This window comes from Asanoa hainanensis, from assembly GCF_900188485.1.
In the GTDB taxonomy this organism is placed as follows: domain Bacteria; phylum Actinomycetota; class Actinomycetes; order Mycobacteriales; family Micromonosporaceae; genus Asanoa; species Asanoa hainanensis.
The window spans coordinates 1-22,406 of sequence record NZ_FZPH01000010.1 but is presented as its reverse complement, the minus strand read 5'-3'; the positions used below and the strand labels follow the sequence as shown (position 1 = coordinate 22,406).

General features: G+C 68.3%; 20 protein-coding genes, 1 tRNA gene and 2 pseudogenes. 12 read left to right on the top strand and 11 right to left on the bottom strand.

All coding sequences use genetic code 11. The features are described from left to right. Positions 1-89 precede the first annotated feature (89 nt). A complete protein-coding gene (locus tag CHC05_RS23275; RefSeq protein WP_218824660.1) occupies positions 90-2,903 on the bottom strand; it encodes an AfsR/SARP family transcriptional regulator in 2,814 nt (937 codons plus the stop codon). A gap of 123 nt (positions 2,904-3,026) precedes the next feature. On the opposite strand from CHC05_RS23275, the gene CHC05_RS23270 reads away from it, so the two are divergent. Beyond that, positions 3,027-3,599: a peptidoglycan-binding domain-containing protein gene (locus CHC05_RS23270; RefSeq protein WP_089252332.1), complete on the top strand. Its 573-nt coding sequence runs from the start codon at positions 3,027-3,029 to the stop codon at positions 3,597-3,599. Between the two features lie 581 nt (positions 3,600-4,180). Here CHC05_RS23270 and CHC05_RS43490 read toward each other — a convergent pair. Next, complete coding sequence (locus CHC05_RS43490) at positions 4,181-4,522, bottom strand: hypothetical protein (protein WP_425426840.1); 342 nt, start codon at positions 4,520-4,522, stop codon at positions 4,181-4,183. Between CHC05_RS43490 and CHC05_RS42635 the strand changes: the two genes are divergently transcribed. Then, on the top strand, positions 4,436-4,723 hold the full coding sequence (locus CHC05_RS42635) for a hypothetical protein (protein ID WP_245871174.1): 288 nt from the start codon (positions 4,436-4,438) through the stop codon (positions 4,721-4,723). The genes CHC05_RS43490 and CHC05_RS42635 overlap by 87 nt on opposite strands. Before the next feature lie 1,014 nt (positions 4,724-5,737). On the opposite strand, the gene CHC05_RS23260 is transcribed toward CHC05_RS42635, so the two are convergent. From CHC05_RS23260 to CHC05_RS42615, 7 genes and pseudogenes are all read right to left on the bottom strand, one after another. Continuing rightward, positions 5,738-6,472 carry a M23 family metallopeptidase gene (locus CHC05_RS23260; protein ID WP_281257715.1) on the bottom strand — a complete coding sequence of 245 codons (735 nt, stop codon included), beginning with the start codon at positions 6,470-6,472 and terminating at the stop codon, positions 5,738-5,740. Between the two features lie 541 nt (positions 6,473-7,013). Next, entirely contained in the window at positions 7,014-7,316 is a 303-nt protein-coding gene (locus CHC05_RS43485) for a hypothetical protein (protein ID WP_144022731.1), read from the bottom strand. Between the two features lie 84 nt (positions 7,317-7,400). Then, complete coding sequence (locus CHC05_RS43480; RefSeq protein WP_179266331.1) at positions 7,401-7,571, bottom strand: hypothetical protein; 171 nt, start codon at positions 7,569-7,571, stop codon at positions 7,401-7,403. A gap of 759 nt (positions 7,572-8,330) precedes the next feature. Further along, positions 8,331-8,963 (bottom strand): hypothetical protein, encoded by a 633-nt coding sequence (locus CHC05_RS23255; protein ID WP_144022730.1) that lies wholly within the window; start codon positions 8,961-8,963, stop codon positions 8,331-8,333. Between the two features lie 555 nt (positions 8,964-9,518). Continuing rightward, a complete protein-coding gene (locus tag CHC05_RS42625) occupies positions 9,519-10,052 on the bottom strand; it encodes a DEAD/DEAH box helicase (RefSeq protein ID WP_245871173.1) in 534 nt (177 codons plus the stop codon). A 215-nt stretch (positions 10,053-10,267) separates the two neighbouring features. Next, a pseudogene (locus CHC05_RS42620) lies at positions 10,268-10,594 on the bottom strand (DEAD/DEAH box helicase); the annotation flags it as partial. A gap of 159 nt (positions 10,595-10,753) precedes the next feature. Next, positions 10,754-11,878 (bottom strand): TOTE conflict system archaeo-eukaryotic primase domain-containing protein, encoded by a 1,125-nt coding sequence (locus CHC05_RS42615; RefSeq protein ID WP_245871172.1) that lies wholly within the window; start codon positions 11,876-11,878, stop codon positions 10,754-10,756. A 61-nt stretch (positions 11,879-11,939) separates the two neighbouring features. Between CHC05_RS42615 and CHC05_RS23245 the strand changes: the two genes are divergently transcribed. Both CHC05_RS23245 and CHC05_RS23240 read left to right on the top strand, forming a co-directional pair. Beyond that, positions 11,940-12,251, top strand: coding sequence for a calcium-binding protein (locus CHC05_RS23245; protein WP_089252324.1), 312 nt, complete (start codon positions 11,940-11,942; stop codon positions 12,249-12,251). Positions 12,252-12,257: 6 nt separating this feature from the next. After that, positions 12,258-13,412, top strand: coding sequence for a hypothetical protein (locus CHC05_RS23240; protein ID WP_089252322.1), 1,155 nt, complete (start codon positions 12,258-12,260; stop codon positions 13,410-13,412). A gap of 106 nt (positions 13,413-13,518) precedes the next feature. Here the strand turns inward: CHC05_RS23240 and CHC05_RS23235 are convergent, their stop codons facing one another. Further along, positions 13,519-14,325, bottom strand: a complete 807-nt coding sequence (locus CHC05_RS23235) for a methionyl-tRNA formyltransferase (RefSeq protein ID WP_218824659.1) — start codon at positions 14,323-14,325, stop codon at positions 13,519-13,521. Positions 14,326-15,217: 892 nt separating this feature from the next. On the opposite strand from CHC05_RS23235, the gene CHC05_RS23230 reads away from it, so the two are divergent. From CHC05_RS23230 to CHC05_RS23215, 4 genes are all read left to right on the top strand, one after another. Then, the gene (locus CHC05_RS23230) at positions 15,218-16,588 is read left to right on the top strand and encodes a tyrosine-type recombinase/integrase (RefSeq protein WP_245871171.1); all 1,371 of its coding nucleotides are present in this window, start codon (positions 15,218-15,220) and stop codon (positions 16,586-16,588) included. A gap of 153 nt (positions 16,589-16,741) precedes the next feature. After that, positions 16,742-16,817: transfer RNA gene (locus CHC05_RS23225), tRNA-Lys, on the top strand. A gap of 46 nt (positions 16,818-16,863) precedes the next feature. After that, on the top strand, positions 16,864-17,616 hold the full coding sequence (locus tag CHC05_RS23220; protein ID WP_144022729.1) for a hypothetical protein: 753 nt from the start codon (positions 16,864-16,866) through the stop codon (positions 17,614-17,616). A 10-nt stretch (positions 17,617-17,626) separates the two neighbouring features. Next, positions 17,627-18,349 (top strand): hypothetical protein, encoded by a 723-nt coding sequence (locus CHC05_RS23215; RefSeq protein WP_089252316.1) that lies wholly within the window; start codon positions 17,627-17,629, stop codon positions 18,347-18,349. Here the strand turns inward: CHC05_RS23215 and CHC05_RS23210 are convergent. Then, positions 18,300-19,595 (bottom strand): MFS transporter, encoded by a 1,296-nt coding sequence (locus tag CHC05_RS23210; protein ID WP_089252771.1) that lies wholly within the window; start codon positions 19,593-19,595, stop codon positions 18,300-18,302. The two genes, CHC05_RS23215 and CHC05_RS23210, sit on opposite strands and share 50 nt — an antisense overlap. A 98-nt stretch (positions 19,596-19,693) precedes the next feature. Here CHC05_RS23210 and CHC05_RS23205 point away from each other — a divergent pair, with 98 nt between their 5' ends. From CHC05_RS23205 to CHC05_RS23190, 4 genes and pseudogenes are all read left to right on the top strand, one after another. Beyond that, entirely contained in the window at positions 19,694-20,158 is a 465-nt protein-coding gene (locus CHC05_RS23205; protein ID WP_089252769.1) for an RNA polymerase sigma factor, read from the top strand. Next, complete coding sequence (locus tag CHC05_RS23200; protein WP_089252314.1) at positions 20,155-21,441, top strand: WD40 repeat domain-containing protein; 1,287 nt, start codon at positions 20,155-20,157, stop codon at positions 21,439-21,441. Before CHC05_RS23205 ends, CHC05_RS23200 begins: the two co-directional genes overlap by 4 nt. Positions 21,442-21,485: 44 nt before the next feature. Further along, positions 21,486-22,001, top strand: a complete 516-nt coding sequence (locus CHC05_RS40860; protein WP_144022728.1) for a SecDF P1 head subdomain-containing protein — start codon at positions 21,486-21,488, stop codon at positions 21,999-22,001. Positions 22,002-22,064: 63 nt separating this feature from the next. Then, a pseudogene (locus CHC05_RS23190) lies at positions 22,065-22,406 on the top strand (DUF4097 family beta strand repeat-containing protein); the annotation flags it as partial.

The window sequence follows — 22,406 nt, the reverse complement described above, 5'->3', positions numbered from 1 at the left end:
CCGCCGTAGAACGGAAAGCCGCCAGATCTGATCCCGAAGCGACCCACGAAACCTGGAGCAAAGCTCTTCTGCGGGGCGTCTGGCGGGTGTCAGCGGCGTTCGAGCCGGCGGCGGGCCTCCTCGGCGGCGGAGTCGCCGACTTCGTCGTAGATCCGCACCCCCTCGCGCCAAGCCGCGGTGGCGGCGGTCGCGTCGCCCATCGCTTCGCGGGTGTCGCCCAGCCGGATCAGGGTCTCCGCCTCGTGATACCGGTCGACGGAGTCGCGGAAGAGCTGGATCGCCTCTTCGTAGCACTCTGCCGCGCGTTCGCGTTCGCCCAGACGGTCGTAGGCGAAGCCGAGGCTGTCCAGCGTCGCGGCCTGGCCGTTGCGGTCGTCACTCCGGCGTTGGTGGGAGAGCGCTTCGGTGCAGCTCTCGATGGCCTGCACGTAGTCGCCCGTGCTGGCCAGCAGCCAACCGATCGCGTTGAGCGTCCGGGCTTCACCCGAGTGGTTGCCGACCAGTCGGTAGAGCCGCAGCGCCTCGCGCGCGTGCGCGAGCGCCTCGTCGAGCCGGCCGTCCAGATAACAGAGTTCGCAGTAGTTGTGCAGCGTCAGCGCCTGACCCGTCGGATCGGTGAGGCGTTCGTGCATCTCCAGCGCGCGCCGGAGCCGCTGCTCGGCGGCACCGTGGTCGCCGAGTCGGGTCAGTGCCCGGGAGAGGAGGCGGTTGGCGACAGCCTGCCCGGCCCGGTCGTCGATTTTCTCCGCGGCGGCGAGGGCGACCCGTTGGGTGGCCAGCTGGTCCTGCCACAGGCCGCGCGGTGCCAGGAAGGTGTTCAACGCCCACGCGATCTGCCAAGCGTACGCCTCGAAGCCGCTCTCGGCCGCCTGCCGCACCACGCGGATCAGCACCCGGCGCTCAGCCGTGAACCACGCGAGCGCACTGTCGTGATCGGTCACGGGCCGGCGCGCGAGTGCGGGCAGCGGCGGCACCGGATCGATCCGGGGCCACTGCGGCTGGAGCAGCACAGCCGCCGGATAGGCGGCGTGCAGGTAGTGGTCGTACAGGCGTGCCCGGGCGGCCGCCCGCTCGTCGGCGCGCTCCGACGACTCCGCGATCTCGGCCGCGTACGCCCGCAGCAGATCGTGGAAGGCGTAGCGGCCCGGCATGTGCTCGGTCAGCAGGTGGAGCCGGGCCAGCTCCCGCAGTTGCGGCGTGACAGCCGCGGTCGTCATGCCGGCGAGCGCCGCGGCCGCGGCGGCGGTCAGGTCCGGGCCCGGGTGCAGCCCCAGCAGGGTGAACAAGCGGGCCGCGTCGTTGCCGAGGGCCAGGTACGACCAGGAGAAGACGCGCCGGACGTCGCCGTCGGCCAGCGCGTCCAGCCTTGCCTCGGCCGAGTGCAGTTCAGCGGCGATGGCCCCGAGTGGGAACGTAGGGTGGGTGGCCACCCGCGCTGCCAGGATCGACAGGGCCAGCGGGAGCCGGCCGGCGGCCTCGACAATCTCGGCCACCGCGGCCGGCTCCGCGGCGAGCCGGCCGGTGCCGATGCGGCCGGCGAGCAGGTTCGTCGACTCCTCCGTGGTGAGTACGCCCAGCGTCAACGGCACGGCCCACTCGGCGGCGATCAAGCCGTCCAGCCGGTCGCGACTGGTGACGACGACCATGCAGCCGCCGGAGCCGGGCAGCAGCGCGCGGACCTGGGCGGAGTCACGCGCGTTGTCGAGGACCACCAGCATCCGGCGGGAGGCCAGCAGACTGCGGCAGAGCCCCGCGCGGGCCTCCGGGTCGGACGGTATGCGGGCGTGCGGCACACCCAGCGCCTCGAGGAAGCCGGACAGCGCATCGGCCGGGGGCACCGCGCCGGCTTCGTCGTAGCCACGAAGGTTCACGTAGAGCTGGCCGTCCGGGAAGCGATCCGCCGCCTGGTGCGCCCAATGCAGCGCCAGGGCGGTCTTGCCGACCCCGGCCATGCCGGACACCGCGGCAATGACCACGCTGGTCGGCCCCTGCGCGCCGCGGTCCAGGAGCGCGTCGAGGCTGGCCAACTCGGCGCCGCGCCCGACGAACCCCGGCACCGCGCGCGGCAGCTGCTGGGGACGCTGGACGACCGGCCCCGACGGGCCCGAGGGCGAGGGCGACCCGTCCGGCGCCGCCCGCTGCGGGCCTTGCGGCGCCGCCAGGCTCGGGCGATGATGGAGGAGGTCGTCGTACAACCTGGTGAGTTCCGGTGCCGGGTCGAGGCCCGTCTCCTCCGCCAGCACCTGCCGTGCCTGCTGGAAGGCATCCAGCGCGCCGCCTACATCGCCGATGCGGTAGAGGCCTACCATCAGCTGGCCCCACGCCCGCTGGCGCAGCGGGTGCCGATCGAGCAGCAACCGCAGCCGGCGCACCACCTCGGCCGGGTCGCCGAGCGCCAGAACCGCCTCCGCGTAGTCCTCCTCAGCGAGCAGCCGCCGCTCGACCAACCGCGCTGCACGGCGGGCCAGCGCCAGCCCCAGCGGCAGGTCGGAGAGCGGCTCCCCACGCCACAGGCCAAAGGCCCTGGAGAGCTCGGCCGCGGCCCGGTCCGCGTCCGAGGCCGCGAGGGCCTCACGGCCCCGCGCCGCCGCGGCGTCGAACAGGTCCAGGTCGCGCTCGCCGGCTCCCACCCGCAGCACATAGCCGCCGGCCGCGGCGGCTATGGGCGTGCCGCCGCCGAGCGCCCGGCGCAGCCCGCGTACGTAGGTGCGCAGGTTCGCCGCGGCCGATGCCGGCTCGTCGTCGCCCCACAGCATGGCGGCCAGCTCGCTGGCGGTGACAACCTCGTTCGGTCGCAGCAGCAGGGTGGCCAGCAGGAGGCGTTGCTTCACCGAGCCGAGCGGAACCGGCTGGCCTTCGCGGTGCACGCGGAGTGGGCCGAGGAGCTCGAAACGCACACGCACCTCGCGCTGCAGTCGGTCGGGCGGGCGGGCCGCTGGGTTGTACGCCAGTTGTGCGGCGATTGTACGGGCCCCGCCGTACCGTTCCACCGTCCACACTGCTCCACCAGCAACAAGAGGAGATCGATGTCTTCGCACCGCTCCATCCGCCACCTGCTGCGCAGGGCCGCCGCCCCGGCCGTCGGCGCGGCGCTGGCGCTCAGCATGACCGTCGCCTTCGCCACGCCGGCCGCGGCAAGCGGCTCCTACAGCGGCCGGGCGTACGTCTACGGCACCGGCGGTGTGGCTGACGACTTCGACGACGAGGGTGTCGTCAACGTCTCCACGCACCGCTCCTCGAATGTCGGCTGCCTGTGGCAGACCATTCTCTGGGCGAACGGCTACCTGCCCTCGTCCGGCATCGACGGCATCTTCGGCGACCAGACCGACGCCGCGACCCGGAACTTCCAGCGCGACAAGGGCCTCACCGCGGACGGCTCCGCCGGCCGGAACACCTGGACGAAGGCCGGCGACCGGCTCTCGCAGCACGACAACCAGAACGGGTGGCTGTACGTGACCTTCGACGGCGTGAAGGGCGCCCGGAGCTCGTACGCCTCGCACGATTTCGTCCTGCAGCGCTCGCCGGACGGGAACTACCGCTTCTACACGCCTGACGGCACGGGCCCCTACTGGGCCGCCTACAACGCCCGCACCTGCTGAACCACCGGTAAAGGGGCGTCGCGGCCTCGCGGCGCCCCGGCTGGCAAGCGCTGCGCCGATACGCCCGCGCCCCTCACCAGTGGGCTGAAGGACACCCGACGACCGCGACGCGGTCAACCGGGCCGCACGACAGCATGAGATCAGCGCCCGCTCCGGATTCCCGGCAGGCGAGCCTGATCGCAGGCGACAGGGGGTCTGGTTGAAGTCCGTCGCGGTATCGAGCACTACGATCTTCGCGGGTGACAGCGCGACCCTTACTTTGATGCCGTGATCTACACGCCCGCGCGGAAAGTTGCCGGTCCACCGCAGCCGTCATCACTGTCGCCGCCCTCCTGCTGGGCGTCTTGGTCGCGTGTGCGCGTTCCGAACCGGTCTCCGACGAAGGACGGGCTGGCTCATCCGAACATTCCGTAACCGTGCGCTACACGTTGCCCGGCGATGGGCTCGCAGAGATTGACGTGGTCGATGGGATCCACGGGATCGAGGACCGCTTGGAGAAGGCGATCACCGAGGCCGGCGTCGGCTACGAAGCTGTTCGCCGCCATGGAGCCCGAGTTACGCGCCTTCTCGCCCAGACCGGCTTACGCGATCCTCCGGTTCGGGCCCGCGGACGCTCTTCTACGCCCGGGGATTGCTTGGCGTCGCCTGTACAAGCAAGCGACCCCCGGACTCGGCCTGGCTCGAACGGACTGCCACCCTCGCCGGTCGCGGATGCGGTCATCTGGGGCCAGCGCATCTTGGGCGAGGACTGGCTCAGCGGCTAAAGACTCCTCCGGCGGTTGAGTCGTCAAAGGCGTCGCGTCAGCCTCTAGGAGAAGCGTCTCCGAACGCTCAGCGTGAATACGCTCGACCCAGAATTCCACGTCGCCGTGCTCGCGCGTAATCCGGCCGATCCTCGCATGGAGCTCCCAGCCTCCGAACAGCCATGCCGAGACATCGGCCGCCTGCAGAGCCGCTGCGACCTTGCGAATAACACGCAGCTGCGCTTCGGTCTTCTCATCCATGGCTGCGATCCTGACACGCAGGTGGACGTTTCTTGGCTGAACCCCGAGTGCACGGATCTGCCGCCGTGCGCGCCCCGGTTGACCGTCCTTCGCGAGGTGCGTATTCGGTTGCGGCAGTGAGGCAGGCGGCGCGGTACCGTACCGAGTGTCGTTGAGGCTTTCGTCTGCGTCAGTGACGACCGGCCTGGCGCGATGGCGGATGCGAACGTCGGCAGACGGATGATGACCCCGTCGTGGGACCCGCCGTGGATCGTGGTGGATCGCCAGCTTGACTCCGTCATCATGGCACGGTGGCCGGGCCGGCTGTTTCGCATAGCAAGCGTCCCGTCCAGCAGCGAAGAGGAACGGCTTGCTGTGGCAGGGGCTGCCGAAGGCTTGCATGCGGACGCGCGCTACACCCGGTTCTTCGTCGCGGATGTCCTGGCCGAGCTCCCGACCGGGACGCTATTCGGCCCACACGGCGACGCTGTCGTCGAGATTCTGGAGTGCGCCAGGCATCTGACCGAGCCCGTTGCCCGCAAGCTGGCCGCCGCTCAATGGTGGATGATCCGTCAACGCGTCGATGTTGACGCACCGGGCTCGCCAGCTCAACGAAGGCACTGGCTCGTTGGATTTGGGAACTGCTATGGGCGTTTCCAGCCGATGATCTTCCCTGGCCGGTGGTTGATGCGGTCCTCGACAGCGCGGGTATCTCCGGGCCCGTGGACGCTGAGGCTGGTGCACTTTGCGGAAGTACTGTCCCGTCGGATGCGAGAGACCGGTGGCTCTACAGTGGTTGCCGGGATCGAGACCCCGTCCGGGGCCGAACCTGCTGTCTTCATGCCTAGATCTGCCAGCCGCCTCGACGGCGACGGCGCGTCTGTAGGCCGACGCACGTCACGTCCGCGCTCCTCCTCGCCGGCCGCTGGCAGCCACCTGGCCGATACCTGTGGCGCCGCGACTTCATGAAGGACGTTGAGCCGCGATCGCCGTAATAGTCGCCGTCGACGACTTCGCCGGCGCGAGGGTTGCCCGACGGCGCGAGCCGCCGGGACACCTGATCAACCACTCGTCAGTTTCGATCTATGCGCGGCCTTCGAATATCAGCAGGTTGGCCCCGATACGCTGGAGCAGGCAATGAGATTTATCCAGCCGTCAGGAACCTTCGTAAAGGGGCGGTTGTTCCATTCCGCTGCGCTGAGATGCTTCAGGCCGGTACTGGTAACCTGGTAAATCTCGGGTCCGTTGTACCGACCGAGCAACGTTCCCACGGCCGGCCGCGCAGCTAGCCCACGTAGCCAGGTCAACGACGTGTTGACATACTGCGCGTTGGGGATCTGGCTCCATTCGGTGCCATTCAGGTGGTACCTGGCGCCGCCAGCGATCGCATATATTGCCCCGCTGCTGTTGTCGCGCGGCAATACTGGGTAGATTGAAGTCTTGGGCAGCTGCGGTTGAACATTGAACCATCCGCTTGGCAACAGCCATAACCCCATTGGGTTCGCGATAGAGACCTCCGTGGCAATTCTGACTAATGTCGTTATACCCATAGTCCGAATTGTCGTGCGTAATCCCAGACGGTGCGCCGTTGAAGTAGGACTGTACAACGGTGCCGTTCGAGGTTTGCGAACCGTTCGAACGCTGAGCGTAGTGCAGGTGGGGGCCGCTGCTCTTCCCGGTGCTGCCGACGAAGCCAAGCACCTGCCCCTGCTGCACAAACTGCCCTACCGAGACCAGCGGCCAGTCCCGCATATGGTAATACTCGGTCTGCCAACCACCTCCATGCCATAGCCGCACCCGGAGGCCAGCGTCGCCGCCATCCCCTGAAGCCATAACAGTCCCGCTGTAAGAGGCGACGATCGGACGACCAAGCGAAGCCTGTCCAACCATCGTCATATCGATCTCGTAATCATCGTGCCCCACATAAGTTCCCAATCGCCACTGCTCAGCACAGGGAAAGGGAAGCTGGAAGTGCGGCCGAGGGCCTGACGACGCCTCATAAACTGGCGCCGCATGGGCAGGGCTGGCGCTCAGTGCCGAGAAGGCCCCCACCAATGCGGTGAGGCCGACCGCACCCACACGCCGCGAGGCGCTGGTGATCATGATAGATCCCCTCAGATGGCGACGGCATCGGCCGCGCCGCCGCCATGACAATATTGAAGAGGACCAACAGGGGACCGATTCTCGGCACCGAGTTGCCCCACGTGAACAAGTCTTTGACATCCGCGCAAATGACCGATCCAGCTTTTTCCGCTACCTTTTGACCGCGCCAGCGTTGGCCATTATTCGGAGGTTGGATTTAGTCGCGGTATAGCGCTGATTCAAACAGCGGGCGCTCTGGCTCGATGGCATCGACGACGGCTCAGCCACGTTCGGTCATCGGGTAGCGGCCGGGTAACCGGTCGCGCCAACGAACTCGGCCAGACGCTCCCTAGGCGAATATCTCGTAACTGGACTGCGTCAGCTGATCGGAGGGGTTCGCGGTCACCAGGTCAAGGCGATGTTGTGAAGATGGGCGATCCCCGAAAGCGGAGTCGGTCAATGTAACGGCGGCGCGGCGGTAGTCGCGAAGGATCTTCCGGCTCTTCATCCTGGCCAAGGCGCGTTCGATGCGGCGCGGACCTTGCGGCGGCCGCCTTTCAGGTCCTTCTTCAAGTCGGCAAGCTCGCTGCCGCGGGCGTTTGCGATACGGGATGATCACGTCGCGGTTGCCGCAGTCGCCGCCGTCGGCCATGACCGGCCGGCCAACTTCCGGTCGATGCCTCAGGTGCGAACAACGACGATGTCGTTGCGATCGCCTGACTGCGGGTCTCACTAACTAAGCGATGACCCGTCGGGTTCTGGCGTCGATCGAGACCTGCAGGTTCGTCGCGTAGCGGTAGCTCTCCCTCTGAGCGTCCAGGCGGTGGTGGCGGGTTGGGATCAGCGGGCCGTCGCCGATCGCGATCTGGTCGACCGGCCGCCGGCAGACCGGTGCGAGAGCGAGCAAGGCCGAATCCCACAGGAGATCGTCGACTAGTTCAACGCCAAAGCCGGACGCTGACCGACCGGGAGTCAACGACGTAGGGACGTGGCCTGGCCCACACCCGCCCGGCCAGCGCCCGTCCATGCGTCGCCGTTCGAGCTCACGAAGCCCCTTCGACCTGCCCGGCTACGGCCAGCTTGGCTGCTCGAGAGTTGTTCGAGTGTTCGGCAGACCTGCCGAAACGGGGCACGAACCCGGTAACCGGCTCCACGTTTCACCGCAGGTCAGGTAGCCTGACCACCGCGGGCTGCTAGCTCAACCGGCAGAGCAGTGTACTTTTAATGCACAGCGGCTGTCTTCGCCCCCGCTACTAAACGTTTAGTGTCGGCGTCCGGATTCTTGCCTGTAAATCCGATTACCAGTGGCGGAGTATCGCTAGGTCAGCGCGGTCGTCACTTACGGTGTTCAGCCCGTGAATAGGCGCTGGCGGCCGGAATCCGGAATCCAGCCAACGAATCCGTCAGGCGTCGCCGCCATCCGAGCACCCACGGAGCACCCGAGCCGCTGCCGAGGATGCGGACCGGCACTCACCGGGGAGAGCGTTCGCCGGCAATCGCGCCAAGTTCCTCGGCCGGTTCCTGGATTCGTCGATCCCGCTTGAGCCGGCCGGTTCCGCCGCCGAATTCGAGCCCTCTACATGCAGGAGCGCCTCACGGAAGGCGTTGCCGTATCCCGAGCCCTGGTGTCGCCGACGGGTCCACGACTCGGTCGAAACAGTGGGGGTTACCACGAAATGCTGAGCCCCGATCTCTGTACCCCGACGACGTTGGCGGCGAGCATCAGGTTCCACCGCCCGGGTCGCCAATCCGCCAGCCCGGCCCAGAGGTAGCGCAGAATCCGGCGTTCGGCTTCGGGCGAGGCCACGTCCTCCCATCCGCTGACGGGTGCCCGGCAGATACTGGTTCTGCGGGTCGTAGTCGCCGTCGGCGGCCAGCCGGGCCAGCGCTTCAAGCGTCGCATAAACCAGCGCGCCCGCCGGCGCAGGGTCGTCCGCACGGCCAGCCGCACCGTCACCTCCTCCGCGCCGAACTGCTCGAGCCCGCGACGGGCGATGTCGAGGTCCTCATCGGTAGGTGGATGTGACGATCCGCGTCCCCGGCAGGACGGGTCGAGATGCAGACAGCCGCCACCCGCGACGCGCGTCACGGTCGGTGTGATCGCCTCGACTCGTTGGCGCTGCTCGGCGGTCAACCGGGCACGGTCCGCGACGTCGGCAGCCACCCGCCGCCAGTAGTCGTGGTCGGGCTCGTTGACCTCCATCAGACACCCGAACGCCATATCGCCCGACGCAGGTGCATCTCCGCCGCCGACGACGGAGCGCGCAACCCAGACCACGGAGACCGCAAGCACCACCACGCCGGTAACCACGACCCACGCGACACCGCCCCTCTGAGACGATGTCGCTACGGCCCTGGCGATGCAATCCACGACCTTCGCCAGGGCCGTCCGCTCGTTGGGGCCGGCCAGTTTGCCGAGGTACGAAATGGGCTGACGTCGCGGGCAAGGTGATCGGCGTGTGCGACGTTCAGCGGCTGATCCACGGGACCAGGCGCGTGACTATCCAGCAGGCGAACTCGAACACACTCAAGTGGATCTTGCTGATCGGCTCCACCAGCGCTGCACAACGACGACACCAGTTACAACCTTCTGATCCGTAGTCAGACTGGCTGAGTTTCCCTCGCCCGCGAGTACTCACTCGCTGGACGTGTTGCTTCGCAAGGTGTTGTACTCGAACGGTTCGGCACGTATCCGCAGGTCTACGTGATCTCGTACCTCCTCGGAGCTTGTTCAACGTGTCGAGGTAGGTCTGCTGTGCTGGTTCTGTGGCGGTCGTGCTCGCCAGGTGCTGAACGTCCGATCGCCGTAGGATCACATTGCGATCGCGCGGGTGGGTGCGCTGCGGCGTTCAGATCAACGTTCGCCGGTCTTGGTGAAGCCGAGTGCGCGGTAGCCGGGCATGCGGCGTTGGAGCGAGGCGGCGAGGACCGGCGTCGCCGGGTCGTGGTAGTCGTGGACCTCGGCGACGTCCTTGCCGGGTGCTGCGCGGATCACGCGGCCGGCGCATTGGATGAGCAGGCCGTCGTAGGAGATTGGGCCGGCGAGGAAGAGGGTGTCGAGTGCTGGGGCGTCGAAGCCTTCGCCGATGAATGGTGCGGTGCCGATGACGAGTAGTCCGTCACCGGCCTTGGCGTCGGCGAGCCGGCCGACGGCGGCCCGCCGGTCGGTGGTGGTCATCGAGCCTTGCAGGACAAGCGGCTGATACCCACGCGCGGCAAGCATCGCGGTGAGGGCCTCGACGTGGGCGACTCGGCGGGTGAGGACAAGGCAGTTTCGCCCGCGGGCAAGCGCGGCGGTGACGTCGGCGGCGATCTGCGTGTTCCGCGGCTCTGCAACAGCCAGGAGCCGGTGCACCTCGGCGAGCGCACCCGGTGCGTCCAGGTCCACGTCGGCGGCTTGGAACTTGGTCTCGTGGACGTGCAGGAGTCGTTGTGGGCCGGTGTTGAACTCCAGCGCGGCGGCGAGGGGCCTTGCTCTTCCTCGGTCATGGTGTGCCGCACGGGGCCGAGTTGCCAGGTGACGAGTTGGCCGAGCCCGTCGCGGCGGGTGGGGGTGGCGGTGAGCCCAAGCCAGAACTGCGCCGCGATGCGCTTGACGGAGTGCTCGTACGCGGCGGCGCCGAGGTGGTGGCACTCGTCAACGATTACGTGCCCGTACCCCTCGGTGAGGCCGGCGATGTCGTCGCGCCGTGCCAGGGATGGCAGCAGGGCGATGTCCACCGTTCCGGTGAGCTTTCGCCGGCCACCGCCGAGCTGGCCGGCGCGGACGCCGAGGAACTGTTCAACGCGCTCCCGCCACTGGTCGGCCAGGGCCTTACGGTCGACGAGCACCAGGGTGGAGGCGCCTCGCTCGGCGATCACGGCGCAGGCCATGACCGTCTTCCCGGAACCGGGCGGTGCGACGAGCAGCCCGTCATCATGGGCCAGCACTTCACCAACCGCGGTGCTCTGCCTGGTGGTGAGTGCGGCGGTGAATGCGACATCGATCTCCCGGCCCGGGTTGCGTACGTCGGTGACGGCCAGCCGTGATCCGGCCTGTTCGACGATCGTGGTGACGGCGTGGCGCAGGCCGCGCGGCAGGATGAGGCGCTAGTCGAGGGTGAGGTCGTAGCCGCGGATGAAGCGCGGGGTGTCCCAGGTCGACTTGCGCAGGCGTTGCAGCTCGTAGAACTTCGGGTTCGCCATCGCGGCTACGTGCTTGAACGTGGCGAGGGCGGCCGGGGTCAGTTGTGCCGCGTCGATGCTCAGGCCGGCGCCGACCTCCGCGTGAACCTCCAGCGGTAGGGCGGGATGGACGCGGGTCGCGGCGGATCGGCTCATCGAGGCGACGTCGGTGCCGGTGGTGGCACGTTTCGCCTGCCGGGCGAGGCGTTCGGCATCGCCCGGGCTGAGCCGGTCCAGCGTCGACAGGAACGCCCACTGGTCCTCGTACGGCTCCAACGTGGCAAGGTCGAGGAAGGTGGTCAGCCCGTGGTCGTTACGACGGCGGCCCTGCAGCGGCGCGGCGATCAGGTTCCCGAAACCGCCCTCCGGTAAGACGTCCTGGTTGGGAAAGAGCCGGTCGTACGAGCGCAGGTCCATCGACCCGCGCAGCACCATCGCCTCGTGCAGCAGCACTGTGCCGACCCCTCTGGCGACCGCCGCCAGAACCGGGCCGGCGAAGAAGATCCACACGTGGGCTCCGCGTCCCGACTGGGAAATCTCCAGCCCGGTCGGGGCGCCGCTGGTCCGTGCCGCCTTGGTGTAGGCGAGGGCGTCGAGCATCGCCGTCGGGCCGTCGAAGTCGGCCACCACAAAATGGCAGGTGTTGCCGGTCATCAAGGGGTACAGCCCCATGAACACGTCGCCGACGAGATGGGCGGCGACGACCTCCGCCGTCCGGGGCAGGTACGCGGCGCTACGCCGGTCCATCCCCTTACGCCAGCCACCGGCGACCGCAGGTGACCAACCGGCCGTACCGAGCCGGCGGTTCTCCCACCGCGTCGCGTACACGTCGTTGCGGGCCTGGAACAGGCTGGTGAACAGGTCCAGCTTGTCCCGCACCGGGGAGTTCATCGTGACCAGGCCCGGCGCGGCGACCGGCGCCGCCAGCTGCTCAGGCGCCGGACCAATGTCCTGACCGCGCAGCTCCAGCAGCCGTGCAAGGCGGGCGTTCTCCGCCCGTAAACGCTCGACCTCCCGGCGAAGACCGGCGAACTCGTCCACCCCACCCACACCGACCATCCTCGTAGACCGGCATAGGACCCTCCAGCGGAGGGGTCGCTACCATCTGTCGATGGCAGCGAAGCGGGTTGCGGCGCTCGAAGCGATGATCGAAGAAGCCACCGTCGACGCTTACAACGACGACGAACAGCTCACCGGCCTCTACACCATGATCGAAGAGAACCTGGCGGTGCCGTTCAGCACCACGATCCTCGGTGTCGAGGTCACTGTGCGCAAGGTCGACCTGACCGGCGACAGCATCGCGGCGATCTGCACCCGTGGCCGCGACCGGCAGCGGATTGACCTGCTCGACCTACCCCTGCCCACCCCGCCACCGGACGGCGTCGACTGGATTGACGCCTTCCGACACTGGGCAGGAAGGTAACCGGGCGTGAGCGAGTACCAGTACTACGAGTTCACCGCCGTCGACCGGCCTCTCACCGCCCGTGAGCGGGCCGAACTGCGGGCGCTGTCGACCCGCGCCGACATCACCGCCACCAGCTTCGTCAACACCTACGAGTGGGGCAACTTCAAAGGCGACCCGCAGCGGATGATGGAACGTTACTTCGACGCTCATCTGTACCTGACGAACTGGGGCACCCGTCAACTCATGCTCCGGCTCCCGAAGCGCGTGCTCGACCCGGCGGTGGCCGCCGACTACTGCGTGGGCGACGGCGCGTCGGCGTGGACCGCGGGCCAGCACATCATCATCCACCTGCACCGCGAGGACGAAGAAGGCGTCGACGAGTTCGACATCGGCGGAGACGGCCTGCTCGCCTCGATCATCCCGGCCAGGGCCGCCCTCGCCGCCGGTGACCTGCGACTGCTCTACCTCGGCTGGCTCCGGTGCCTGCAATCGGAAGAACTCTCCGACGACGAACCGGAACCGCCGGTTCCCGCCGGGCTGGGCACGCTCGACGCATCCCTTACCGCGATCGCCGACTTTCTATGCGTCGACCCCGACCTGCTCGCGGCCGCGGCGGCCGGCTCCGCGCCGGCCACCGCCGAGGAACCGAGCCGTGCTCAACTTCGCACATGGGTCACCGGCCTTGCCGCCCGGGACAAGGACAAGATCCTCACCGATCTGATCACCGGCAGCGACAACCATGTCCGAAGCGGCCTGCTACGCCGCTACCGCGACGAACAGCCCGCCACGACACCCGCTGCCCCCGCCACCCGGCGCACCGCGGGAGAAATCCTCGCGGCAGCCGCCGAAATCCGCGTCGAACGGCAACGCCGCGAAGCCCAACAACGCGAACAGGACCGCGTCCGCCGGGAACGGTCCGCTGCCGCGGCACGGCAACGACACCTCGACGCCCTCGCGGCCGACCAACCCGGCGCGTGGCAGCAGATCCACGACCTCATCGCCGCCAAGAAACCCCGCGACTACGACGCCGCCGTTCAACTCCTCACCGACCTGGGTGACCTCGCCGAACGCGACCACGCCACCGCACCGTTCCGGCAGCGATTGGCAGAACTGCGGACGGCCCACGCCCGCAAACCCAGCCTCCTCGAACGCCTCGACCTGGCAGCACTCGACGAGTGAAGCCCCTGATCCCGTTACACCTCGCGAATGCAGTTCCTTGATCGCTTACCGATCCGCGAGGCTGCTGACGATCCGTCGAACAGTGGCTGGCTGCCGGACGGCGTCGTCACGGTCGAGGATCCGGACTCGGACTGGCCGTGCCCGCAGCGCGGCGCCGCACCGGGTGACCACTGCAGCGGAGCGTCCAAGCATCGGGTCCGTCGCGCCCGCGGCGCGGATTACCAGCGTCTTCCCCGAGGCCAGCGCACTGCGCGAGCGCATCACCCGAGCACTCAGCAACCAATAGCGGCGACTGTGCGGGTGCCGACTCCACGATCCAGATCGGCGCATCAGCACACTGCACCCGGATGCCGTCCGCCGGTCTCAGCCGGGTCCGCAGCACCTTCAGCCACCGACCGCCGACCTCGGCGACCGGAGCATGATCCGGCCCCATGAAGCCGAACATCCGCACCTGGTTGTGCACCTGCACGGCGGTACGCGACCAATCCACCAACGAGAACTCAGGCTCCACGAACCCCGCGTAGGACGCGCCGGCGTCATCCTGCGGAACCCCGGGAAGACCCTTCGCCACCTCGTCCAACGCGACCGTGAGCACCTCGTCCAGGACGGGCCTGACCCGCTGCCACAACCGCTGCGGACTGACGTCCTCCCCCAGCGCGATCCCACCCCGCTGAGCAAGGATCGGACCAGTGTCGAACTGCTCGTCCATCCGATGGACCGTCAACCCGATCTCCGCGTCACCGTTCCGGATCGCCCACAACACCGGCGCCGGGCCCCGGTACCGGGGCAACAGCGACGAGTGAACGTTGATCACACCCAACCGAGGCGTACGCAACACGGACGCGGGCAGCTTCCAGTTGAAGCCGTAGACCACCAGCAGATCCAGTCGATATCCGCCCAGGGCGCCGGACAACCCTTCAGCCGTACCGGGGGCAACAGCAGATCCATGCCCGGCGGAAGCGCCTCCATCACACGACCGGCGACCGCCGCCGCGCGAGCATCCGTCCGGCCTTTCGGCTTCATCGAGCGGCAATACACGTACGCGACGGGCTCGTGGCCCGCCCCAACGCAGGTGGCGCGGAGCGCCGCAAACTCATCGATGCCGAACGTCGCAAGGGCAACACGCATCGGAGCGGTCACGCCTGTGACACTACCCGCTCGCAAAGCAGCACCTCGGCGCCGGAACTCGAGTCACAACGAACGATGGACGGATTCGACAGGGATTGATGTGGATGACTTGTCGCCGTGAGCTGACACACTCGCCCGTGACCATCAGCGCGGCACTCAGGCTGGTGTTGTCACTCGTTTGAGCAGCAACTACGGATGCGCCTTATCGCGCCTCCGCTACTCTTCTACCCTTTTAGGGTGGTTGGACGGTCTTCTGGGTGGAGCCCAATCGCACGGCCCAGGCGCCTACCGGGAGTAATTCTCATGTCACGGGGATTGCCGTTCAAGAGTTGCTCTTGTCGTGGTGAGAACAGGAAAAAGATCGGCGCCGCATGTCCGAGGCTGCGTCGTGCCGGTGGTGCGTGGAGCGCCGCCCACGGCACGTGGGGCTACCGGATTGAGCTACCGGTGCAGCCCGATGGCAAACGGTGGCAGCTGCGACGTTTCGGTTTCGCTACCCGTGAAGCGGCACTCGTCGACCGTGGCAGTGCGCAGTCGCTACTCGAACTCGCTGGTGACGACAACGCAGTCGGCAACGAGATCGCGCGCATGCTCAGGGACACCAAGAGCGGTCGGCCGTTTCCCGATCGGGATGCTGTACCCGCGGCGTCCGGGCCGGGCTCATGGCATCTTCTGCGATGACCACGGGTGACTACCTCTGGCAGTGGCACGCCAGTCGTCGCAAGATCCAACCCACCACGTTGGTCAGTTACGAGACCCATATCCGGGTCCATCTCGTGCCGCACCTTGGTCACATCCCGATCGATCGGCTCCGAGTCGGCCATCTCCAGTCGATGTTCGACAGAATCAGCGACCGCAACCTCCAGATCGACATCGCCCGCTGCAGCGGTGATGTCCAGGTCCGGGCGTCGGTCAAGGGTGTCCGTAAGACGGGTCCGGCAACGATGCAACGTATCCGCGCGACCCTGCGCAAAGCCCTCAACGATGCGATACGCACCCATCGGCTCATCGAGTCCAACCCCGCAGCATACGTCGAGTTGCCTTCGGTTCAAGCACCGAGGGCGCGGGTATGGACCTCCGCCGCCGTACAGCAGTGGAAGGAGACGGGACTACGACCCAGCAGCGTCATGGTGTGGACACCCGAGCAAGCCGGCGCGTTCCTCGATCATGTCGAGGACCATGACGACTTGGTCTACCCCATCGTCGCTCTCATCCTGCACCGGGGCCTGCGTCGCGGCGAAGCACTCGGCCTGCGCGAGAACGACGTCGACCTGGCGGGCGGGACCGCCACGATCACTCAGCAGCTCACGACGGTCGGCTATCGACCAGTGCTCAAGGTCGTCAAGAGTTACGCCGGTGACCGCATCATCGCGCTCGACGCCTCCACGACCACGGCGTTACGCAACTACCAGGAGCGGCGGGAACGCTGGCGGGCCGACGCCGCCTGGCCGAAGACCGAGTTGTTCTTCGTGCGACCCGACGGTCGCCAGTGGCATCCTGAGCAGGTCAGCGATCGGTTCGAGCGACCTGTCGCAGGTTCCGGGCTGCCGCCGATCCGGCTGCACGACCTGCGGCATTGCGCTGCGACGTTCCTCAAGGCATCCGGATCCGACCTCAAGGACATCCAGGAGGTACTCGGGCTCTCGAGCATCACTGTCGCTGCGAACACCTACACCTCGGTCGTGCACGAGCTAGAGTCTGAACGCGCCAAGGCCGAAGCTGCCTCTGCCCTGGTGCCACGCCGATCAGGTGCCGCTGTCGGCACACCTGCGAGCCACTCGCACGAGAACGACTCAGGTGGGCCGCCCGGGACTCGAACCCGGAACCTATGGATTAAAAGCCCTCAAGACCTCAATAATCCGAATTTGAAACAACGCTTCCACCTGCACAAACGGAACCGCAGAATGTCCAGTATGGACCTGGGCGGCCCCCTGGGCGCTCGCATGTTGGCAACATATCGCCACTTCGAGCAAGAAAACCCTTGGCCTCAGTTACACAGAGCGACGACACAGCTCCGTCGAACCCCCGGGAGCGCGGGCGTACAGTGAGGCGTTATCTCGTGTATCGCCACCACGCGCCCACCCCATCCGCTATGCGCAAATGGGACATGAGCTGCAGAAACGGCGCGCAGCCCATCCCGCGACGGCAAGGGCCTCCAGTGAACGGGTGACTCTGCTACGGTCCGGTATCCTGTCTGACGCGGGCCGCTAGCTCAACCGGCAGAGCAGTGGACTTTTAATCCATAGGTTCAGGGTTCGAGTCCCTGGCGGCCCACCATTTTCCATGCCACCCGAGCGGCGCAAGATCACTGTAGGGTGCGCGGGTGCGTCGATATCGTGCCTGTGTCGCTCTGCTTGGGCTCGTCTTGGTCGCCGGATGTGGCGGCGGGCCCGGCTCCGCGGCGCCGTCCGCGCCGCCTACCAGCCCGGCACCCGACCACATCGCGGCCGTGCAGGACTCGGTCAAGCTCGTGTACGCCGAGCGGGCCTTCACCATGGAGGTCCGGCTGCGCCTCGACGGCGACCTGGTCTCCCGCGTAACGGTCGACACGGACCTCGACGCCGATGCCATGCAGGGCACGATGGAGTCCGCGGACGGGAAGACCCGCATGGTCCGCATCGGAGACGAGGTGTTCGTCGCCAGCGATCCGAAGAAGCAGAACGCCTGGCTGCGCATAGACCTCGACAAGCTCTCGGCGACGAGCCCGCTGCGCGCCTCGTTGGACGTCAACGCCCAATGGGGAATTCTCGCCGGCCTGGTCTCCATCGATGAGCAAGCCGGCGTGCTGTACGGCGGCACCGTCGATCTGAAGAAGGCGGTCGACGCGGCGACCTCCGCGAGCGAGAAGGCGGCCCTCCAGCGGGTCGCCGACTTCGCGCAGAACCCGTCGGCCGTCCCGCTATCCGCCGACCTCGACCTGGCCGGGCGGCTGGTGCGGATGAGCTACACGGTGCAGACAACCGAGGGCGAGGTCTACACGTCGTTGACCGTCACCGCGCCGGCGAAGCTGTCGATCAAGGCGCCGAACCCTCGTTCGGTGACCGAAGCGACCGCAGCGCACTACCGGTTGCTCTAGGCGGGGCAAGATGACCACGGATGATCCACTCGCTGACGCGATCCTGGAGCACTGGAGCGCCTGCACCCTGCCGCTGGGCGAGAGCCCAGGCGCGGGGACGGCGTTCTTCTACAACGAGCTCGTCGAGTCCACGCCCGACGGCGACAACGTACGCGAGTGGTTGGTGACCGCCGACCGTCTGACGCGGACGAAGGTGGGTAGGGCGCGGCTCCGCCCAGCGCTGATCGAGCCCACCGACGCGGCATCCGACTACCTGCTCGTGACCGACTTCGAGGGCATGTGGTCGCGGCGCTCCGGCGTGGCGGTCACCCGCACGTTGTTCCTCCACGAGCATGCGGCGACGAAGGGCTGGTCCTGGGCGACAGCGGAGGTCACCGAGGGCGTCGCTGCCACGGCCGAGCACGTGCGCGCCGTCGACGGGCGGCAACGCCGGGCGTACGCGTTGGGACATGTCGTCCGGGACCAGGGTGAGCAGCGGCCCCTGGCCATCGCCACCTCCAACATCGGGCGGGATCCCGACGGTGTGGTGCGCTGGCTGGGCGCACTGCCCGAGGGCTTCGCGGGCGGTCCGGTCTTCGTCGCCGACGAGCACGGCGACCGCAGTTTCGTCGTGCGCTGCCTCGGGCTGATCGCGTCGGCCGACCGCAACCCGGACGTGCTCACCTTCGACGCGATCCGGTCGCTCATCGAGGGCGTGGTGCGGCCGAAGCGAGGTCTCTTCCGCCGTCGCTGACAAGCTCGGGCCCGGGGTCGGGCCGCCACGGCAGCAGCAGGATGCCCGTCAGCAGGATCGCCGCCAGGACCGCTAGTGCCGTTCTGGCGCTCGTGATCGCGGCCAGCACCCCGGCCGCGGCGATGAAGGCCGGCTGGACGACCTTGTTCGCGATCGACCAGGCCATCACCACGCGGGACATGTGGGCGTCGTCGGTCGCGTTCATCCGGTACGTGGCGAACGTCGGGCTGAAGATGCCGGCGAACAGGTAGAGCAGGAAGTGCGCGGCCGTGATCATCACGAGCCCCGAGGTGGCGCCGGTGGCGAGCGGGATGAGACCGAGCCACAGGTTGCGGCCGACACCTCCGAACAACAGCACCCGGTTTTCGCCGATGCGCCTCCTGATCGGCATGACCAGCACTGACCCGAGGATGCCGGCGACGCTGGACACGCCGCCGATCAGGCCGTACTGCCAAGGCGAGAAACCGAGATCCCGCAGGACGAAGACCGCCAGCAGGGGCACGGCTGCCAGGATGCAACCGCCGAAGATCATCGAGTTCCAGAACAGCGCTGCCAGCCCGCGGCGGGCGAAGATGTAACGCCAGCCGGTGGTCGCGTCCCGCAGCCAGTGATGGGCGCCGGATCGCGCCGGCGGCGCGACTTCGGAGGCGCTCAGGCCGCGCAGGGTCACCGCGGAGACCAGGAAGCTGACCGCGTCGAGGGCCATCGTGACGGTCGGGCCGAGCCAGGAGATGAGGAATCCGCCCGTGGGCGGTCCGACCGCGTTCACTGTCCACATTGTCGTCTCGAAGCGGCCGTTGGCCTCCGCTCGACGCTCGGCCGGCACCAGGGCCCGCAGCTGGGCGAGACCGGCCGAGTCGAACGCCATCCGCGCGGCCATCTCCACCACCGCCACGACGCACAGGTGCCAGTAGGTCAGGACCCCGTAGTACGCCGCGACCGGCACCGACGCGATAGCCACGAACCGCAGCAGGTCCGTCGCGACCATCACCGGCACCTTGCGGCGGTGCTCGATCCACGGACCCAACGGCAGTGCGACCACGGCGCTCACCACCCCGGCGGCCACCGTCAGCAGCGACACCTGGAAGTCCGATGCCCCGAGCACCAGCACCGCGACGATCGGCATCGCCGAGTAGCCCAGCGCGCCGCCGAACTCGCTGACGGCGAACGCGGCCCATCTGCGCCGGAAGTCCTGCCGCCAACTCTGCGAAAGCGGGCCGAGGGCAACCGATTCAGTTGTGGGCACGGCCGGAACCTTCCAGAACCACGGCACCCGCACAAGCGGCCACGCGCGTGCAACGAAACGGGTCGCTCGCGCGCCTCATTGAGGTGGCGGTCCAGACGATGGCGCGAGCCGACGCGTTCGACACGGTGTACGCGGCGCAGTATGCCTCTTTGGTCCGGCTCGCCTACGTGACGGTCGGCAGCATGCCGGCCGCCGAAGACGTCGTGCAGGACGTGTTCGTCGAGTGGTACCGCCGCATCGACCAGGTCGAAGCGCCCGTTGCCTATTTGCGCAAAGCGGTCGTGTCCCGCTGCTCGTCGTGGGTCCGCCGCCGGATCCTCGAGCGCCGGCACGCGAGCACGCTCGACCAGACTCCGGCCGTGCCGCCCGATCCCGGGATCGTCGCCGTCCGCGCCGCCATGGCCCGGCTCGCGCCGCGCTACCGGATGGCGTTGTTCCTGCGCTACTACCTCGACCTTTCGGTCGCGGAGGTGGCCGAGGCGCTCGACTGCCCATTGGGTACGGCCAAGTCGCTGCTGCACCGCGGCCTCGCACACCTGCAGGCTCAGCTGGAGGACCGATGATCTCCGAGGAACGGGTCGCGGAGCTCATCCGCACGAGTGTCGACGCGATTCCGGTGAAGGCTCCCCCGCCGGCGACGCTGCGAGCCAGAGCCGCCGCGCGCCGCCGCCGCGGCCCTGAAAGGGCGGCGCGGATGTGGCCCGTGGCGCTGGCGGCGGCCGCCGTGGCGACCGTCCTGGCCGCGACGGTGGCCCTGCCCGGCCCGTCGACGGCCCCCGGAGAGGAGTCGACCACCTATCGACTGCCCCGCGTGCTGGCCGGTGCCGCCGGGGTGACCACCACCGTCGCGCAGGACCCGCCCGGCCGGGCGATCGCGCTGTTCGCCCAGGGCGGCCACTACATCGTGCTCGCGACCGACGGGGTCACCTACCGCCGCTTCGACGACCAGAACGGCGCCGCGCTGTTGTCGCCGGACGGTCTCACCGTCGTGCTGACCAACCCGAGCCGCACGACGGAGCAGGCCGACGTCGTCGACCTGCGCACCGGCCAGGCCCAGCGCTACTCGTTCGAGCCCCCACTCGCCCTCCGCCCACTGGCCTGGTCGCCCGACAACCGGCGCGTGGCGTTCGCGACCCAGGCCACCGCGACCGAGAAAGGAGCCGGCCCAGCCGGAGTGAGCGTGCTCGACCTCGACACCCGCCGCTTCGTCCAGGTCGCCGATCCCCGCCCGGACACGGGCAACGGGCTCGTGCAGGCGGCTTTCGCCGCGACGGGGTCGGCCGTCCTCGCATCGGCGGGCGCGGAGGACGGCTGCACGCTGCGCCTCTATCAGGTCGACCCGCCCAAGCCCGCCGAGCCGGTCACCGTCAACGGTCCAGTGGAACGCTGCCGCGAGGTCGTGACGCTGGGCCTGAACACGTTGTCGACGTCGCTGTTGATCGCCGCCGGCGAGCGGTACGGCAACATCTGGCGCCTGAACTTCCGCGGCGACTGGCTCGGCCAGAACGGCGCCGTACCCAGCTCGATGCCGCTGAGCTCAGGCGACCGGCTGCTGGGCTGGAACGGCGGCGACGGGGTCTACCTCACCCTCGGCAACGGCGTCGCGGAGTTCTCCCTCACCGGCAACGGATTCGACCGGATGCTCAGCTTCCCCACGGGTTCGGACGGACTCACCGACTTCCAGTTCGCCACCGACCTGGTGCCGGAGAGCACCGTGTTCGACGTCGACGCGGGCGGCTGGCCGTGGTCGCTCCGCCGTACCGCCGCTGTCGCCTTCCTGCTGCTCGTCGCCGCGGCCAACGTGCTCGTCCTGCGTCGGGCAAGGACGAGGCGTGCATACGGCTGACATCATCAGGATCGATCGCTCGACTCCGAAGATCGGAAGACGACATGACCATTCGGCGTTTCGGAGTCATCGCCATCGTGCTCGCGACCTCCGTCGCTGTCGGTTCTACCGCTTGCGCGGCGAGGCAGGAGCCGCCGACTCCGCGGCCGTCGGACCCGACCGCGCCTCGACAGCTCCGCACACCGGTGTCGCTGCACGTGGTCGCGCGGGTGGACGAGGCCGCCTGCATAGCTGGTGCTGGCGGTCTTCCGGGTCCGGGAGCCGGTGGGGACTGGTGCTATTTCGTCGATCCGGGCTTCGATGTGACCCGGGCCGAAGCGGTCGAGTTCGGCGCGGACTCAATCGGCATCCACGCGGTGGAGATAACCCTCGCGCCGGCGGACCGCGCCGCCTTCGCCGCCTGGACCGCACGGTCCGCCGGACACCAGATAGCGGTCAACGTCCAGGACCGAGTAGTTTCGGCGCCCGAGCTCGCCGAACCACTCAGCGGCGAATGGCTCACCATCCCGGTCGACACGGAAGCCGCCGCCCAGGAGCTGTCGCGGCGGCTATGGGAATGAGTGTCAGGGGTCCCGTCAGGTCCGTGGCGGGGGCGTGGCAGCACCGGTGCCGATAGTCGAGGCATGACAACGCAGAAGTTCGAGACCCCCGCCCCGATCGCCACCATCCTCGAGATCCCCGCCGGCCGCGTCCAGTTCATCGCCTCCGACCAGGCCGTCACCACGGTGCGGGTCCAGCCCGTGAACGCGGCCAAGAGCCACGACGTCCAGGCCGCGGAGCGCACCACCGTCGACTACCACGACGGGGTCCTGCGCATCACCGACTCCACCACCCACCACAAACTGATCGGCTCCAAGGGCTCCGTCGACGTCACCGTCGAGCTGCCCGCCGGCTCCCGCGTCGACGCCAAGACCGGCGCCTGCGAGGTCCGCGGCACCGGCCGCCTCGGCGACGTCACCTTCGAC